At 33.9% G+C, this 15968-nt stretch carries 14 protein-coding genes and 1 tRNA gene; 7 read left to right on the forward strand and 8 right to left on the reverse strand.

Going from position 1 to position 15968, the window contains the following annotated elements:
• Positions 1-13: 13 nt before the first annotated feature.
• From htpG to PMN2A_RS04470, 3 genes are all read right to left on the reverse strand, one after another.
• On the reverse strand, positions 14-1918 hold the full coding sequence (gene htpG / locus PMN2A_RS04460) for a molecular chaperone HtpG (RefSeq protein WP_011293840.1): 1905 nt from the start codon (positions 1916-1918) through the stop codon (positions 14-16).
• Between the two features lie 130 nt (positions 1919-2048).
• Positions 2049-3224, reverse strand: a complete 1176-nt coding sequence (locus tag PMN2A_RS04465) for an ATP phosphoribosyltransferase regulatory subunit (RefSeq protein WP_011293841.1) — start codon at positions 3222-3224, stop codon at positions 2049-2051.
• Positions 3225-3266: 42 nt separating this feature from the next.
• Positions 3267-4133: an inositol monophosphatase family protein gene (locus PMN2A_RS04470; protein WP_011293842.1), complete on the reverse strand. Its 867-nt coding sequence runs from the start codon at positions 4131-4133 to the stop codon at positions 3267-3269.
• Between the two features lie 215 nt (positions 4134-4348).
• On the opposite strand from PMN2A_RS04470, the gene PMN2A_RS04475 reads away from it, so the two are divergent.
• Positions 4349-4435: transfer RNA gene (locus PMN2A_RS04475), tRNA-Ser, on the forward strand.
• 36 nt (positions 4436-4471) lie between these two features.
• On the opposite strand, the gene pstB is transcribed toward PMN2A_RS04475, so the two are convergent.
• The 3 genes from pstB to pstC are packed head-to-tail and all read right to left on the reverse strand — an operon-like array spanning position 4472 to position 7175.
• A complete protein-coding gene (gene pstB / locus PMN2A_RS04480) occupies positions 4472-5275 on the reverse strand; it encodes a phosphate ABC transporter ATP-binding protein PstB (protein ID WP_011293843.1) in 804 nt (267 codons plus the stop codon).
• A gap of 31 nt (positions 5276-5306) precedes the next feature.
• Positions 5307-6221 carry a phosphate ABC transporter permease PstA gene (pstA, locus tag PMN2A_RS04485; RefSeq protein WP_011293844.1) on the reverse strand — a complete coding sequence of 305 codons (915 nt, stop codon included), beginning with the start codon at positions 6219-6221 and terminating at the stop codon, positions 5307-5309.
• Positions 6222-7175 (reverse strand): phosphate ABC transporter permease subunit PstC, encoded by a 954-nt coding sequence (gene pstC, locus PMN2A_RS04490; RefSeq protein ID WP_011293845.1) that lies wholly within the window; start codon positions 7173-7175, stop codon positions 6222-6224.
• A gap of 151 nt (positions 7176-7326) precedes the next feature.
• Here pstC and dnaK point away from each other — a divergent pair, with 151 nt between their 5' ends.
• The 5 genes from dnaK (at position 7327) to PMN2A_RS04515 (ending at position 12133) form a co-directional block, all read left to right on the forward strand.
• Positions 7327-9327, forward strand: a complete 2001-nt coding sequence (dnaK, locus tag PMN2A_RS04495) for a molecular chaperone DnaK (protein ID WP_011293846.1) — start codon at positions 7327-7329, stop codon at positions 9325-9327.
• Positions 9311-10228 (forward strand): DnaJ domain-containing protein, encoded by a 918-nt coding sequence (locus tag PMN2A_RS04500; RefSeq protein WP_011293847.1) that lies wholly within the window; start codon positions 9311-9313, stop codon positions 10226-10228. Before dnaK ends, PMN2A_RS04500 begins: the two co-directional genes overlap by 17 nt.
• 56 nt (positions 10229-10284) lie before the next feature.
• The gene (locus PMN2A_RS04505; protein WP_011293848.1) at positions 10285-10677 is read left to right on the forward strand and encodes a DUF3110 domain-containing protein; all 393 of its coding nucleotides are present in this window, start codon (positions 10285-10287) and stop codon (positions 10675-10677) included.
• Positions 10674-11606, forward strand: a complete 933-nt coding sequence (murQ, locus tag PMN2A_RS04510; protein ID WP_011293849.1) for an N-acetylmuramic acid 6-phosphate etherase — start codon at positions 10674-10676, stop codon at positions 11604-11606. The genes PMN2A_RS04505 and murQ overlap by 4 nt, the downstream gene beginning before the upstream one ends.
• A gap of 89 nt (positions 11607-11695) precedes the next feature.
• Complete coding sequence (locus PMN2A_RS04515; RefSeq protein ID WP_011293850.1) at positions 11696-12133, forward strand: peptidylprolyl isomerase; 438 nt, start codon at positions 11696-11698, stop codon at positions 12131-12133.
• Positions 12134-12163: 30 nt separating this feature from the next.
• Here PMN2A_RS04515 and ribBA read toward each other — a convergent pair whose 3' ends face one another.
• Positions 12164-13849 carry a bifunctional 3,4-dihydroxy-2-butanone-4-phosphate synthase/GTP cyclohydrolase II gene (gene ribBA, locus PMN2A_RS04520; protein WP_011293851.1) on the reverse strand — a complete coding sequence of 562 codons (1686 nt, stop codon included), beginning with the start codon at positions 13847-13849 and terminating at the stop codon, positions 12164-12166.
• 87 nt (positions 13850-13936) lie between these two features.
• On the opposite strand from ribBA, the gene argC reads away from it, so the two are divergent.
• Complete coding sequence (gene argC, locus PMN2A_RS04525) at positions 13937-15016, forward strand: N-acetyl-gamma-glutamyl-phosphate reductase (protein ID WP_011293852.1); 1080 nt, start codon at positions 13937-13939, stop codon at positions 15014-15016.
• On the opposite strand, the gene purN is transcribed toward argC, so the two are convergent.
• Positions 15000-15698, reverse strand: a complete 699-nt coding sequence (gene purN / locus PMN2A_RS04530; RefSeq protein ID WP_011293853.1) for a phosphoribosylglycinamide formyltransferase — start codon at positions 15696-15698, stop codon at positions 15000-15002. The genes argC and purN overlap by 17 nt on opposite strands.
• Between the last annotated feature and the right edge of the window lie 270 nt (positions 15699-15968).

Genomic DNA, 15968 nt, shown 5'->3' on the forward strand with positions numbered 1-15968 from the left:
AATGAGGTTGAGTTTATACGAAATTTTTCATTAATTTCCCTAGCAGCTCAGCATTTCTATTTTGAAAAGCTGCTATATCTTTGTTCTCAAGCCCTCCAATTGATAGTTTTGCCATCTCATAAACATGTATAGCGATGTCGCTAGCTAATTGACCTTCTTCTGATTTACTGGATCCTTCAATAACTATTTGGTTAGAATTTAGCTTGAGTAAGCCTTGAATAAGTGGGTGGTTTGAATTGACTATTAAATTATGATATTCGGGAAGACCAGGCAGTTTCTGTTCCATTAATGCTGTTATATCATTTATTCTTCTCATTTGTTCTGGTAACAAAATTAATGAAGGTGGTGAATTATCACCTTTTAAATTCTGTATTTGTACTGTGACTTTTTCATTGTTTAAAGCCGAACTAATAATTTTTTTAAGTGTTTCTGACTTTGTATTTCCGTCTTTATCTGCAATCTCAGGCGAATCATCTTTAATACTTTCGTCCAGTTCGGAATCGACTCTTACAAAATTTATTTCTTTATTTTTTTCCTCTAGCCAAGGAATAAACTGAGTATCAATAACAGTATCAAGTTTTAAGACCTCTTTACCTTGTGAAGTCCACATATTGAGTGCTGTTGATTGAGAGACTTCATCTGTTGAATATAAAATCTTTTTGTTCTCATCAGTAAGCCTATTCTTATATCCTTCTAGGGTAGTAAATGTTTTTGAACCAGATTTTACCAACCCGTTATTCTCTTCATTATCTTCAACAGGAACTTTTGTTGTTGAATATAAAATTATATCTTTTACTTGTTCGGCAAATTTCTCATCTTCCATAGCTCCAATTTTTATAAAGGGGGCTATTGAGTCCCATATGTCAGCATAAAATTGGGTTTCATCCTTCTTTAATGTTTTAAGCTTATCGGCTAATTTCTTAGCAATAAAGTTACCTATAGATTTAACTCTTCTGTCTGATTGTAATGCGCTTCTACTAACATTTAAGGGAATGTCTGGTGAATCTATCACACCCCTCAACGGTAATAGATATCTAGGAACTATCTCTTTAATTGAGTCACTAACAAAGACCTGATTACAGAAAAGTTTTATTTCACCACTTTCCCAATCTGCTCTTCCACTTATCTTTGGAAAATATAATATTCCTTGCAAATTATATGGATAGTCAGTATTTAGGTGAACCCATAAGAGAGGATCTCCTTGAAAGGGATAGAGATATTTATAGAGTTCAATATAATCTTCATCTTTAAGATTTTGTTTGCTTTCTCTCCATGGTGGATTCATTTTATTGATAACTTCTTCTTCAAGTGAGATTTCAATAGGCATGAAATCACAATATTTTTTAATTAATGTCTTAATTCTGCTTGGTTCTATATATTCAATTTCTTCTTCCATTAAATGTAAAATTATATCTGTACCTATCTCTTCTTTATCTGATTCATCAAGTGTATATTGAGGCGATCCATTGCATTTCCATTGAATAGCTTGTGAGTCATTCTTTGCTGATTTAGTTATTATTTCAACTTCTTCTGCAACCATAAAACTTGAGTAAAAACCGAGTCCAAAATGACCTATAAAACCATCATCAGGTTGCTTATATTTTTCAAGAAATTCTTCTGCGCTTGAGAAAGCTACTTGATTAATATATTTCTTAATTTCATCACTAGTCATTCCTATTCCATTGTCACTAATGGTCAATGTCTTATGCTCTCTGTCAATCGAAATTTTTATTTTTTCATCGTCAGCAGCGACACAATCTCCTGCAAAGGCGGCCATTTTCCTTTTCTTGATTGCATCTACGGAGTTACTTATAAGCTCTCTAATAAATATCTCATGATCTGAGTAAACTGCTTTTTTTATTATTGGAAATATATTTTCTGTGTGAATAAGAATTGTTCCTTCTTCTTTAACGGGCATGTCTTGTCTAAATTTTTATTATCATAGCGATACAAATTTCTATTTAGGCGTTAAATGCAAAAGTGTTATTGATTACAGCTCAATAGTTTTCAATTCCTGACAATTATTAAAAATTTAAGGCTAATTTATATCAATCTATCCATTCTATTTTATTACATCTGTTAGTTTTTAAGAGTTGATTTGTTTCATCAATTGTCTTTAAAGGTTCATGTGAAATTACTGAAATAATCCCCTTTCTATGCAATTCCTTTTGTTGTTTTAATGCTTTATACAAATTGGCACTTTGCTTATATGCGATTAAAACTTTTACATTATTAACAAGTTTTTCTTTGCTTGTGGAGACTAATTCTCTAACTTTATCAACGCTAATACTAAAACCAATTCCATAGCAATTTTGGGCGCTTGAACTAAATTTTTTAACTAAATCATCATATCTACCACCTTTGGCAATAGTAACAGGAGCACTTGTTGATGATGAAACAAGAGAAAATGTTAATCCACTATATAATTTATATTTGGTTCCTAATGTAGGGTCTAGTTGTACTTCTATTCCTTTCTCTTTAGCTAATGGCTCAATAATGGTAAATAATTCCTCTAGTTTATCAATGTATGAATTTGAGCCATATATGTTTTGTAGATTAGTTAACACTTTTTCAGGTTTTCCTCTCATATTCATGATGGTTTTGATAAACATTCTTTGTTCTTCTTTTACATCAAGTGTAGTCAATGCTATGTAATCAAGATCGGAGAGAATTTTTTTTATTTGGTCTATCTTGGTTGAATCAAATGAGCTTAAAATAAGTTCCAATAGATATGTATTTCCAATAAGCAATGTCATTTTATATTTTTGATCAATTTCAATTACTTCTAATGATTCGATGAGAAGAGATAGAAGTTCTATTTCTGCATTAATTGCTTTTGTTCCTATCAATTCAACTCCGCTTTGAAATGACTCTTCAATATCAATACCACCATCAATGCTTTGATTGCATTTGAATGAGGTTCCTGCTGACCAAAAACGAAGTGGCCTTTCATATTCATTAAATCTAGTAGAGGCAGCTCGAACAATTGACGCTGTTATTTCAGGTCTTAATCCAAGAGGTTCATCAGAAACGATTTTTAGTATTTCATTGTTCGAAATCCCACCAGCTGCCGTCAGTGTGTCTAGACGTTCTATGTGCGGCGGTGATATTCGCTCATATCCCCATAGTTGATATAGAGAGGAAAGTTTTGATGCAATGAGATGGTTCTTTCTTACTTGCTGAGGATTTAAGTCGCGCGCACCCGAGGCAGGTTGCAATGTCATTATTTGAATCTTTTTATTTCTTAAGGATCACATAAATTAAGACTATTTTCCACCATAAGAGTTAGGGGTTAATGGTTTAATTTTTCCAAGTTCTTTTATGAGCTCATTTTGTATCTCTGGATTACAAGCAAGAATTCTGCCGTTATTGAGATCAAAATCTCCGGAAGGATAATTGGAAACTATTCCACCCGCCATTTCGACTAGTGGTACTCCTGCTGCCATATCCCATTTTGCAAGTCCACGTTCCCAAAAACCATCAACTTTGCCTGAGGCTACAAATGCTAGATCTACAGCGGCTGCTCCTCCTCTTCTTACCCCATGGGTAAGATGGGTTAGCCAACAAAATTCTGAATAATTATTATCTAATACTTCTCGTCGGTCATATGCGAAACCTGTAACTAAGAGTGAATCAGATAAGGAATTCGTGTTCGTTACATTTATTTTTTCGCCATTACAATATGATCCATGTTCTGGAGAAGCGTAATAAATTTCATTCAAAGAAGGTACTGATATTGCTCCCAATATTGGTTTGCTATTCCAAATTAAACCTATTGAAGTTGCGAAAAATGGATATCCATGGGCATAGTTAGTTGTTCCATCAAGAGGGTCTATACACCATTTTAATTCACCATCCTTTGACTTATATCCACTTTCTTCAGCAAGAATAGAAATGTAAGGAGTCTCTTTTTCTAAATATTCTATTATTAATTTTTCACATTCTATATCTGCATTAGTAACAAGATCTCCAGCAGTTCCCTTACATTTTATCGTTTTAATCCTTCCATAATTATTCATTAGAGATGCTCCCCCTCTTTCTGCGGCCTGCTTGGCAAGTTCTAATAATTTATTAATTTCATCTTTACCCAGACCTGCATTCAAAGCAGCGGTTTTACAAGATGGTATAACCATGACTATTGTTTTTATTTATATTAATCGTCTACTATTGGTAGATTCTATTTATCTTTAAATCAATTTATTCTCATTAATAAATTAATGATTACTAGGAACTTGTTTGGTATAAAAGTATTTAATAAATAAATCCGATAGTTAAATTTTTAACATGACCTCTCTTGTGGTATATATTTAAATTCAGCATTTGAGAGACATTTCATGGCTGATTCCAAGGAGAGGTGGCCGAGTGGTTGAAGGCGCAGCACTGGAAATGCTGTATAGGGGCAACCCTATCGAGGGTTCGAATCCCTCTCTCTCCGTATCGCAAGCTAACTTTTAATAAAAAAGCTTTAGTGTTATCCAAATTTTCCAGAGATATAGTCTTGAGTCGATTTTTGCTTTGGTGAATTGAACATGTTTTTTGTTTTATCAAACTCAACTAAAAATCCAATTTTTCCACCTAAATCCTTATCTTTTTTCTCTGTGTTGAAAAAAGCTGTGTAATCACTGACTCTATTAGCTTGTTGCATATTGTGCGTAACAATAATGATTGTAAAATTCTTCTTTAATTCGTGAATTGTCTCTTCAATTTTTAATGTAGATAATGGATCAAGTGCTGAGCATGGCTCATCCATTAAGATCACATCAGGTTCAATAGCGATTGTCCTTGCTATGCATAATCTTTGTTGTTGACCGCCAGATAATGAATAACCACTTTCGTTTAATTTATCTTTGCACTCATCCCAAACAGCTGCCTTTGTAAGAGATTCTTCTACTAATTGATCCATATTACCTTTATATCCATTAACTCTTGCACCAAAGGCAATATTTTCGTAAATACTTTTAGGAAAAGGATTTGGTTGTTGAAAAACCATTCCAATTCTTCTTCTAACTTCAACTGGATCTATATCCTCTGCATATATATCTATCCCTTCAAAAATAACACTACCTGATAATTTGCAACCTTCTATTAAATCGTTCATACGATTGATTGCTCTAATGACGGTTGATTTACCACATCCTGATGGACCAATAAAAGATGTAACTTGATTCTTTTCAATATCACAAAACACATTTTTAACTGCAACTGAATTGCCATATCTAATTGATACATTATCTAGTGAGACTGAAGATGTAGTTTTTATATTTTTTTTATTCATTATATTATTTTATTATTAGTTTTGGTCATAATCATACTTTATTTTTTGAAAAAGCACCAAGTGTGCCTATCCATCTTGAAAGGATATTAAGACTTAAAAGTACAACAACTAATATGAATGATGCTGCCCATGCTAGTTGATTTTGGGCTTCATATGGTTCAAGTGCAAAATTGTAAATTAACACTGATAATGAACCCATTTCATAGAAAAGATCATCAAAACTTGTAATGTAGTAACGGGAGAAAAGAGCTGTAAATATTAATGGAGCTGTTTCTCCTGCGGCCCTGGCGAGTGCTAATAATACGCCTGTAGAAATTGAACTAAATGCTGCTGGTAATGTAATATTTGTTATCATTGTGAATTTTGATGCACCAACTCCAAATGCAGCTCTTCTCATGTCATTTGGAACTAATTTAAGTGCTTCATCAGTAGTTTTTATTATTGTTGGCACCATTAAAATTGAAAGTGATATTCCGCCTGCAATACCGCTAAACATTGAACCAAATAGTATTTTGGTAGAGACAATAATTGCGTATATAAATACACCAGCAATTATAGAAGGAACCCCTGCAAGTACATTTGATCCAAACCTTATAAATTTAGCAAACTTTCCTGATTTTGAATATTCGGCAAGATATATTCCACCTCCTACTCCAACAGGTATTGATATTATTGAAGCTATAACTGACATTATAAAAGTTCCAGTAATTGCTGGCCCTATTCCTCCAGCTGAGAGAAGATCATCTCCGGGTGGCTCGGGTTCAAGTATTAATGTATCTAAGTTTATATAACTTCCACCTTTAATTAATACATAGCTTATGACTAATATTAAAGGAAGTACAGATATGATAGCAAAAAGAGCAGAAGCTATAGTTAAGGCTTTATTCCCAATATTTCTAGTTAGAGAGGGATTATAAGTTAGTGATTTTTTTGAAGTGTATTTCATTTATTGATATTTTAAGCTTAATCTTTTTACAATCCACTGAGCAAATACATTAACCAATAGGGTTAATATCATTAGGATTAATGCTGCATACATTAGTGAAGAGACTTGGCTTCCATCTGCTTCACCAAATTGATTGGCAAGCATGGAGGAAATTGTATATGAAGGAGCAAATATTGACCAACTAAAGTTATTTGAATTGCCAATAATCATTGTGACTGCCATTGTCTCACCCATTGCTCTTCCAAGAGCAAGTAAAACTCCTCCTGTTATCCCAGAAATTGCGGCTGGAATAATAACTTTAAAAATAGTAGTCCATCTTGACGCTCCAATTCCATAGGCTGCTTGCCTAAGTTTTGATGGAACTTGATTTAGAGAATCTTTTGAAATCGATGTAATTATAGGTAATATCATTACCACAAGTATTAATATTGCTGGCATCATTCCAGCACCCAAAGGTTGGGTTCCAAAAAATGGTATAAATCCAAATAGTTCGTAGATTATGTTCAAAAATGGTCTAATAAAAGGTTCCATAATAAATACTGCCCATAGTCCTAAAACTACTGATGGAATAGCAGCTAAAAGCTCAACCATTATTCCTATTACATTTCTTATATATTTTGGAATTATATTTTCAGTTATAAATATTGCAGTTCCGACTCCTAATGGAATGGCAATTAATAACGAAGCAATCGATGTAAAAAGGGTTCCATAAATAGCTGTGAATGCACCGTACTCATCTGTAACTGGATTCCATGCAGAGCTAAAAAGAAACCTCAGTCCATATCTTGAAATTGATTCAGTAGATTCATAGTAAACGACTGCAAATATGGAAAAAAGAACTATGGCTACCATTGAAGCCATGGCGACAACAATATTTTTAAAACTAGCATCTACCAACTTCTCTGAAGTAGGTCTTGTTCTCAGTGAAAATTTCGATTTAATTGCTTTGTCCACGCCTAAAAGCAATTTACATTATGAATCTAAATCTAATTTCAAATTTTTCACTAAGAGAGGGTTAATGATTGGCTTTAAGTGTTGAAGGGTACATAATAAGTATTGAATACCCTTAAATGCTAGTTACTGTGGGGCTTAAATAAGTATTGCCATGGGGAGAATAGTTGGCATTGACTTGGGAACGACTAATTCCGTTGTAGCGGTGTTGGAGGCTGGTAGGCCTGTTGTTATTGCTAGTGCTGAAGGTGCTAGAACTACGCCATCAGTTGTTGGCTTTACTAAGGAATCTGAATTGTTAGTCGGTCAACTTGCGAGACGCCAATTAGTTCTTAATCCTAAAAACACTTTCTCAAATTTAAAAAGATTTGTTGGCAGAGCATGGGATGAGCTTGAAGAAACAAGCCTTTCAGTTCCTTATAGCGTCCGCTCAAATGATCAGGGAAATGTTCGCATCACCTCTCCCATAACAAAACGGGAATATGCGCCTGAGGAACTTATTGGCAATATCATTAGAAAGTTAATAGATGACGCTGAAACATATTTAGGAGAAAACGTTGATGCAGCTGTAATCACTGTTCCCGCTTATTTCAACGATTCACAAAGACAAGCTACCCGTGATGCTGCGATTTTGGCGGGCATATCTGTTGAAAGGATTCTAAATGAACCAACCTCCGCCGCTCTTGCTTATGGATTTGATAAAAGCTCATCTAGAAAAGTTTTGGTTTTTGATTTAGGTGGGGGAACATTTGATGTTTCTTTAATGTCTATTTCCAATGGTGTTTTTGATGTAAAGGCAACTTCAGGTGATACACAATTGGGAGGTAATGATTTTGATCAAAGAATTGTTGATTGGCTTGCTGAAGATTTTTTAGCAAAAAATAAACTTGACCTAAGAAGAGATAGGCAATCATTACAAAGACTTACTGAAGCAGCTGAGAAAGCTAAACAAGAACTTTCTGGTGTTCAAGCCACACCAATCTCACTCCCTTTTATTTCTACAGGAAAAGATGGACCATTACATATAGAAACTACCCTAAGTAGAAAAAAGTACGAGAGTCTTTGCAATGACCTTTTAGACAGATTATTTGATCCTGTTAATACTGTTATTGATGATTCAGGGTGGAATCCTGAGGATATTGATGAAGTTGTTCTTGTAGGTGGAAGTACACGTATGCCAATGGTAAAGCAATTAGTTAAAACATTAGTTCCAAATCCACCTTGTCAATCTGTTAACCCTGATGAAGTTGTTGCTATTGGTGCGGCAATTCAAGGTGGGATTCTTTCAGGCGAGTTGAGAGACCTTTTATTGAATGATGTCACACCTCTCTCTTTAGGACTAGAAACTGTAGGTGGATTAATGAAGGTTCTAATTCCACGTAATACGTCCATACCAGTTAGACAATCCGATGTGTTTAGCACATCTGCTTCCAACCAATCATCAGTTGAAATTCATATATGGCAAGGAGAGAGGCAAATGGCCTCAGACAACAAATCACTGGGAAAATTCAGATTATCTGGTATTCCTCCAGCTCCTCGAGGTGTTCCTCAAGTTCAGGTGGCTTTTGATATTGATGCCAATGGTTTATTAGAAGTAAGTGCTACTGACCGAACTACTGGGAGGAAACAGTCTGTAAGTGTTACTGGCGGTTCAAATTTGAATCAAAATGAAGTTAATAAGTTGATTGAGGAGTCCAAAGTAAAAGCATCTGAAGATAGAAAAAAGCGAGCTTCTATTGATCAGAAAAATAATGCATTAACACTTGTTGCTCAAGCTGAGAGACGGCTAAGAGACGCTTCACTTGAGTTGGGGCCCTATGGCGCTGAGAGACAACAAAGATCTGTAGAGGTTGCGATGAGAGACGTTGAAGATTTGCTTCAAGACAATGATTTGCAGGAACTCGAATATGCAGTCGGTTCTCTACAAGAAGCATTGTTTGGTTTGAATCGTCGCTTATCAGCAGAAAGAAAAACAGATTCTAATCCCATACAAGGTATTAAAAATACTTTTGGGTCATTAAAGGACGAGTTGTTTTCAGACGACTACTGGGATGATGATCCTTGGGATTATTCTCAAGGACGTCAAAATAGAAATGGTGATAATAATTATGGGAGAAGGGATGTAGATCCTTGGGATAATGACTACTACCGTTGATCCTAATTATTGGTCTCTATTAGGAGTCTCTCCAGAATGTGATTCTAATGAGCTTAAATTCGCCTTTAGGAAAGAGGCAAGAAAGTGGCACCCCGATTTAAATAAAAATGATGTCAATGCAGAGGAAAGATTTAAATTAATTAATGAAGCCTATGCGATTCTTAGCGATCCAAAAAAGAGAAGGGAATGGGAGAAACAAAATCATAACCATAAAGATATCTTTGATAATAGATTCCCAACCTATGAGGAATATATAGATCTTGTATTAGGAATTAAAACAGATTTAAAAAGTGAAAGTGATGATCAATATTCAGAACATTCTGAAGAAGAATATGAAAACTTTGAACAAACTAATTTTAACGAATATGTTCCTACAACTAGTGAACCTGCGCCACCTCCAACTTTAATTTATGAAGATCAAGAATCAATTGTAGAAATCTCACCAGATCAAGCTCTTTATGGATCTTCAGTTGAAATCCAGTTACAAGACGGCACTCTTGTTGAGGTGTTAACTCCGCCATTTGCAGGTGATGGATGGAGATTACGAATAGAAGGTGCTGCAATAGGTTGTCGAGATCATTTTGTACAATTAAAAGTACAAACAGAAGATGGTCTAAGAATTGATGGATTAAGAGTTACGTATCGTCTTGAATTGTTTCCACATGATGCTTTATTGGGATGTGCTGTAGATATTCCAACTTTAAATGGATCTGTGACATTACAAGTTCCTCCTAATTCATCTACAGGGAGATTGTTAAGACTTAGAGGACGTGGATTGGAATATGAAGAATATCGTGGTGATCAAATCGTTGAAATAATTATTGTGTTACCAGATAATTTAAGTGATTCTGAACTAGCATTATATCAGCGACTAAATGAAATATCTATGGAGAATTATTAGAATTATATTGTTTATTCAATTTATCGATTTATAATCGAATTGGTTATTCATTTATTATGTTAGTTCATGTCCTTTTGTATGAAGCGGGGACTGAAAGTGAAGGTATACACTCCCTCGAACTTAAGGGAACGACAGTAATCCTTATGTTCGAGGATAAGGACGATGCTGATCGATATTGTGGACTTTTAGAAGCACAAGACTTTCCAACACCATCTGTTGAGGAGTTAACGAGGACAGATATTGAAGCATTTTGTATTGAAGCTGGTTATGAACCCCGCTTTGTCGAAAAAGGTTTTATCCCAAGAACTGACGAAGACCGCCTTATGATTTCACCACCACTTTCAAATTTAGAAGTTGGAAATTGGCAAAATCAAGATAATTTAAATGGACAAATATCCTCTAATGATCAACTCCAAGATATAAAAAAGCGTTTAGAAAATCTTTTATGAGTGATACAAATAATCATTCAAAAAATATTATTCATCGAATACTAACAGAGCAGATTAATTTAACTTCGAATGAATTGGATACAAAGTCTACTAAAGAAATAGTTAATATTTTTTCGGAAGCGGATAAAGAACCTCAAAAAGCTGTTGAGCGAGTTATCCCAGAATTAATTAATGCTATTGATGAAATCACTTCAAGACTAAAATCCAATGGTAGATTATTTTATATCGGTACTGGAACTTCAGGAAGATTAGGTGTACTTGATGCTTCTGAATGTCCCCCAACTTTTTGCACGAATCCAGATTTGGTTCAAGGAATAATTGCTGGAGGTATATCATCGCTTACAACAAGTTCAGAACATCTTGAGGATGTATCTGAGATTGCTATCTCTGATCTTAAAGATAGAAATTTCTCATATAGAGATGTCTTAATAGGCATAACAGCAAGTGGTAGAACTCCTTATGTTCTTGGGGCATTAAACTATTCCAAAAGTATAAGCGCACTAACTATTTCTATTTCATCAGTTCCCGAAAGAGATTCAACTTTAGATAATGATATAGATATTAGGCTGATTACTGGACCTGAAATTCTTGCTGGTTCCACAAGATTAAAAGCTGGAACAGCTACAAAGATGGCTTTAAATATAATTTCTACATCTGTGATGATTAAATTAGGTAAGGTTTATGGTAATAGAATGATTGATTTATCAGTATCTAACGATAAATTATTAGATAGAGCAATCGGTATTTTATTTGATATTGGATCGGTTGATAAAGTTACTGCTGTTCAACTTTTAAAGAAGACAAATGGATCTGTAAAACTATCTTTATTAATTGCTTTGTCTGGAATGGATGTTATAGATGCTAAGCAATTACTTAATGATTCAAAGGGTAATTTAAGAACTGCACTAATTAGAGTTAAAGGTAATTGAATTATGTTCAATTAAACTGTAGGTATACATATTATATTTTCTGCAATAAACTTTAAAAGTAGTTATTATGAGAAAAATTTACTTGAGTTATGTCTAAAGTATTGATGGAAACAGATAAAGGCCAATTGACTATTGACCTATTTGATAATGATGCACCCAAAACAGTAGAAAACTTTTTGAAGCTTGTTAAAGATGGTTTTTACAATGGCCTTTCTTTTCACAGAGTCATTAATGGGTTTATGGCTCAAGGCGGATGTCCTAATACAAGAGAGGGCTCAAGAGGGATTCCTGGGACTGGAGGCCCTGGATATTCAATCAATTGTGAAATTAATTCAAACAAACATGAAGCTGGTTCTCTTTCTATGGCCCACGCTGGAAAGGATACTGGTGGTAGCCAATTCTTTTTAGTTCATGCTCCACAACCACATTTGGATGGAGTACATACTGTTTTTGGTAAAACTAATGATATTAAAATTCTTCTATCTATTACTAATGGTACTAAAATTAATAGTGTAAGTGTTATTTAATAGACTTAAATTTATTATCTAATCTTTCAATTAACTCCATTCAATAGTACTCGTCTTATCTTTTAAATTCCAGTCAAATAATGGCGAATTTTCAAAATTTGAAAGTTCGCTTATTTTTTTTGACTCTATAGATATATTTGAAGAAGGATGTAAAAGTCTTTCATAATTCTCAGTTTTAATGATTCCTATTCTTTCTGTATTTTCCCAATTGCTCAACTCCTTAAGTAGTGACTCAAGCAATCTTTTATCTATCAAGTTACCTTCTAAATGTGTTTTGATATCTCTATGTCTAACATTCCAAATAAATAATGGGTTTTCACATAGAGCTATCAACCTTGGAGCTGTTTGAATAGAAATATTTAAAAAATGGTTTTCTGACCACTTACATGCTTTATCTTCAAAATGCTTCAATTCACTGTTGTTAACTTTTCCATCCCAATAGACAACAATATTTTGTCTTTCATTTGTTAAATTCCTCTGAATATTATTATCAATTAAGTGTCCAAGTTTTTCTCTTTTCACCTCAAGATAAGCCGCATTATGATCTCCGGGACAAATAACTAATGGAACTCTAGATTCAACCTGAAGACCATATCCACCAAGACCAGCTATTTTTCTAGGATTATTTGTTAGTAATTTAAGTCTATTTATTCCTAAATCTGTCAATATTTGCGCCCCTACTCCATAGTTTCTTAAATCTGCAGGAAAACCTAACTTCTCATTGGCTTCAACAGTATCTAATCCTCCATCTTGTAGATTATAGGCTTTTAATTTGTTAACTAAACCTATACCTCTCCCTTCCTGCCTTAGATAGACAACAACTCCTTCTCCTTCTTCTGAAATTCTTGACAAGGCAGCTTCTAATTGAGGCCGACAATCGCACCTTAATGATCCAAATGCATCTCCTGTAAGACACTCTGAGTGCATTCTTACCAATACCGGCTCTTTTAAATTTTCTGGATTTCCTTTTATTATCGCGACATGTTCTGATCCATCCAATTCATTCTTGTAACCGATTGCCTTGAAATCTCCAAATAGGCTAGGCAACTTTGCTACTGCTTGTCTGTACACAAATCTCTCATTTTCAAGTCTGTAGTGAATTAAATCTGCAATACTGATCAATTTTAAATTTCTTTCTCTCGCATATTTTTTTAACTCTGGTAATCTTGCCATTGAGCCATCCAGATTTTGAATTTCACAGATAACGCCTGCAGGAGATAAGCCTGCTAACAAAGATAGGTCTACTGCCGCTTCCGTATGTCCAGCCCTTTTTAATACTCCTCCAATTTTTGCTCTTAAAGGGAAAATATGACCGGGTCTTCTTAAATCAATTGGTTTTGTTTGACTGTTAAGAGCAACTTGAATTGTTTTAGCTCTATCTTCAGCTGAAATACCAGTAGATACTCCAAATTCTGGACCTGCATCGATACTTACAGTGAATGCTGTTTGGTTTGAGTCGGTATTTCTGTCAACCATTAAAGGAAGATCTAATTCATCTAACCTTTCCCCTTGCATTGCTAGACATATCAAACCTCTAGCTTCTGTTGCCATAAAATTTATTTGCTGGGGAGTCGCAAATTGAGCAGCACATATTAAATCGCCTTCGTTTTCTCTCTTTTCATCATCAACCACAACAACACATTCACCATTTCTGATAGCAGCTAGTGCATCTGCAATATCATCAAATTCAATTTCATAACAATCTTCTGATTTCAACTTATTCCTCGTGTTTGTGGTGAAATGGTTCTTTGCTAATTATTCTCAAATGAATATCTCCTCATTCTACGAAATAACATTGATGTTATGGCAATAAGTACATTGAAAACTGGGAGGATCGCAATTATTGGAGCATCTGGATATGGTGGACTTCAACTAGTCAAGTTGATCAATGAACATCCTGATTTTGAGATTTCAACTTTAAATGGTGAGCGATCAGTGGGTAAAAACTGGAATGAAATAAATCCGTTTATGAAAATTTTGGGAGATAAAAAGATTACTAAAAGCAATATTGACGAAATCGCTCTTGATTCTGATTATGCAATTTTAAGTCTTCCTAATGGTTTATCATCACAGTTAACACCTTTATTATTAAAAAAAGGTGTTAAGGTCCTCGATTTGTCGGCAGATTATAGATTTAAATCTCTAGATAAATGGAAAGAAGTCTATACAAAAGAGGCAGCGAAATATAAAAGATATGACTACGATTTATGTGAAGAGGCTATTTATGGTTTTTCAGAAGAATTTAGTAGCGAAATCTCAAAGTCAAGATTAATTGCCTGTCCAGGTTGCTATCCAACTGCCTCACTTAGTTTACTTATTCCATTTTTAAAACAAGGTTTAATAGAAAGTGAGGGAATTATTATTGATGCAAAATCTGGTACATCTGGTGGTGGGAGAAATCCAAGTGAGCAACTTTTATTGTCTGAATGCTCTGAATCAATTAGACCCTATGGAGTTATCGGACATAGGCACACGGCTGAAATAGAAAGTATTGCCAGTCATTTTGCTGGTCACCAAGTCAATTTACAATTCACTCCTCATTTAGTGCCAATGGTTAGAGGGATTTTGTCGACAGTTTACGCTCGTTTAAGAGATCCCGGATTAACAGCTGAAGACTGCAAAATTGTAATTGAAGCTTTTTATAAAGATCAACCATTTATTGATATCTTGCCTGTAGGAACATATCCAGCAACTAAATGGGTTAAAAATACTAATAAAGTTATGATTTCTGTTGAAGTTGATAAACGTAACGGAAGAATTGTTCTAATGAGTGTTATAGATAATCTTTTAAAAGGTCAAGCGGGACAGGCAATTCAAAATTTAAATATTATGCACGGACTTGAATCAGATATTGGTCTTCCTAAGATTACTTTTTATCCTTGAAACTAGTTCTAATTTCATCTGCTACTTTAGCAATCGCTAAAGGTAATATTATATGTTCCATATCTTGAATTCTTTTTTTTAAGGTTTCTATACTATCTTTTTCTTTAAGAGGGACTGCCGCTTGAATAATTATTGAGCCTGAATCAACCTCCTTTTGAACATAGTGAACTGTACAGCCAGTAATAGTTACCCTTTTGTCCATTGCCTGCTGTATTGCATCAATGCCTTTAAAAGATGGTAAAAGTGATGGATGTATATTAATTAGTCTATTATTGAACTTATTAATTATTTCTTCACCAACAATTCTCATCCACCCAGCCATAACAACTAGTTCTACAGATAGTTCCTCTAGTTTATTCATAACCAATTTATCGTGTTCTAATCTCGAATTACAATCTCTATGATTAATAATTACATAGGGTATATCATATTTAATTGCCTTCTCTATTGCTAAGCAATTAGGATTATTAACAATTAATATAGATACTTCTGCATTAAGTTCATTGTTTTGAATAGATTTAATAATGAATTCAAAATTTGATCCATTACCAGATGCAAGGATACCTAATCTAATCTTTGGCTCAATAAAATTACTTACTGATTCAATTGGACTTATTAGGCTATGTCCATTTAAACCATTAAATAAGTTACTTTCGCAATATTCTTTATTATCTTGATTCATCAATTAAGTCTTATATACAACAAATATATGACCTAACGAAGAAATTACAATATCTAAATGTAAAGACATTTTTAATATTAATAATATTCTAGACTAGTATTTATAAAGATACAGGTTTAGATAGTAATAACTAATTAACATAATATCATTCTTATTTGTCAATTGCTAAACATTCAGCATATACAAACCATTCTTGACTAATATAAATTAAATATTTTTGTTAAATGGCTCTCATTTGAGTGTACCTGTTAGCAGAATTCATTAAGGAGT

The sequence above is a fragment of the Prochlorococcus marinus str. NATL2A genome (assembly GCF_000012465.1).
Taxonomy (GTDB): domain Bacteria; phylum Cyanobacteriota; class Cyanobacteriia; order PCC-6307; family Cyanobiaceae; genus Prochlorococcus_B; species Prochlorococcus_B marinus_B.

What these genes read in the sequence shown, in the direction of transcription:
- htpG (WP_011293840.1), bottom strand. Translation starts at nt 1,918, where the DNA reads ATGCCCGTTAAAGAAGAAGGAACAATTCTTATTCACACAGAAAATATA.
- PMN2A_RS04465 (WP_011293841.1), bottom strand. Translation starts at nt 3,224, where the DNA reads ATGACATTGCAACCTGCCTCGGGTGCGCGCGACTTAAATCCTCAGCAA.
- PMN2A_RS04470 (WP_011293842.1), bottom strand. Translation starts at nt 4,133, where the DNA reads ATGGTTATACCATCTTGTAAAACCGCTGCTTTGAATGCAGGTCTGGGT.
- pstB (WP_011293843.1), bottom strand. Translation starts at nt 5,275, where the DNA reads ATGAATAAAAAAAATATAAAAACTACATCTTCAGTCTCACTAGATAAT.
- pstA (WP_011293844.1), bottom strand. Translation starts at nt 6,221, where the DNA reads ATGAAATACACTTCAAAAAAATCACTAACTTATAATCCCTCTCTAACT.
- dnaK (WP_011293846.1), top strand. Translation starts at nt 7,327, where the DNA reads ATGGGGAGAATAGTTGGCATTGACTTGGGAACGACTAATTCCGTTGTA.
- PMN2A_RS04500 (WP_011293847.1), top strand. Translation starts at nt 9,311, where the DNA reads ATGACTACTACCGTTGATCCTAATTATTGGTCTCTATTAGGAGTCTCT.
- PMN2A_RS04505 (WP_011293848.1), top strand. Translation starts at nt 10,285, where the DNA reads ATGTTAGTTCATGTCCTTTTGTATGAAGCGGGGACTGAAAGTGAAGGT.
- murQ (WP_011293849.1), top strand. Translation starts at nt 10,674, where the DNA reads ATGAGTGATACAAATAATCATTCAAAAAATATTATTCATCGAATACTA.
- PMN2A_RS04515 (WP_011293850.1), top strand. Translation starts at nt 11,696, where the DNA reads ATGTCTAAAGTATTGATGGAAACAGATAAAGGCCAATTGACTATTGAC.
- argC (WP_011293852.1), top strand. Translation starts at nt 13,937, where the DNA reads ATGGCAATAAGTACATTGAAAACTGGGAGGATCGCAATTATTGGAGCA.
- purN (WP_011293853.1), bottom strand. Translation starts at nt 15,698, where the DNA reads ATGAATCAAGATAATAAAGAATATTGCGAAAGTAACTTATTTAATGGT.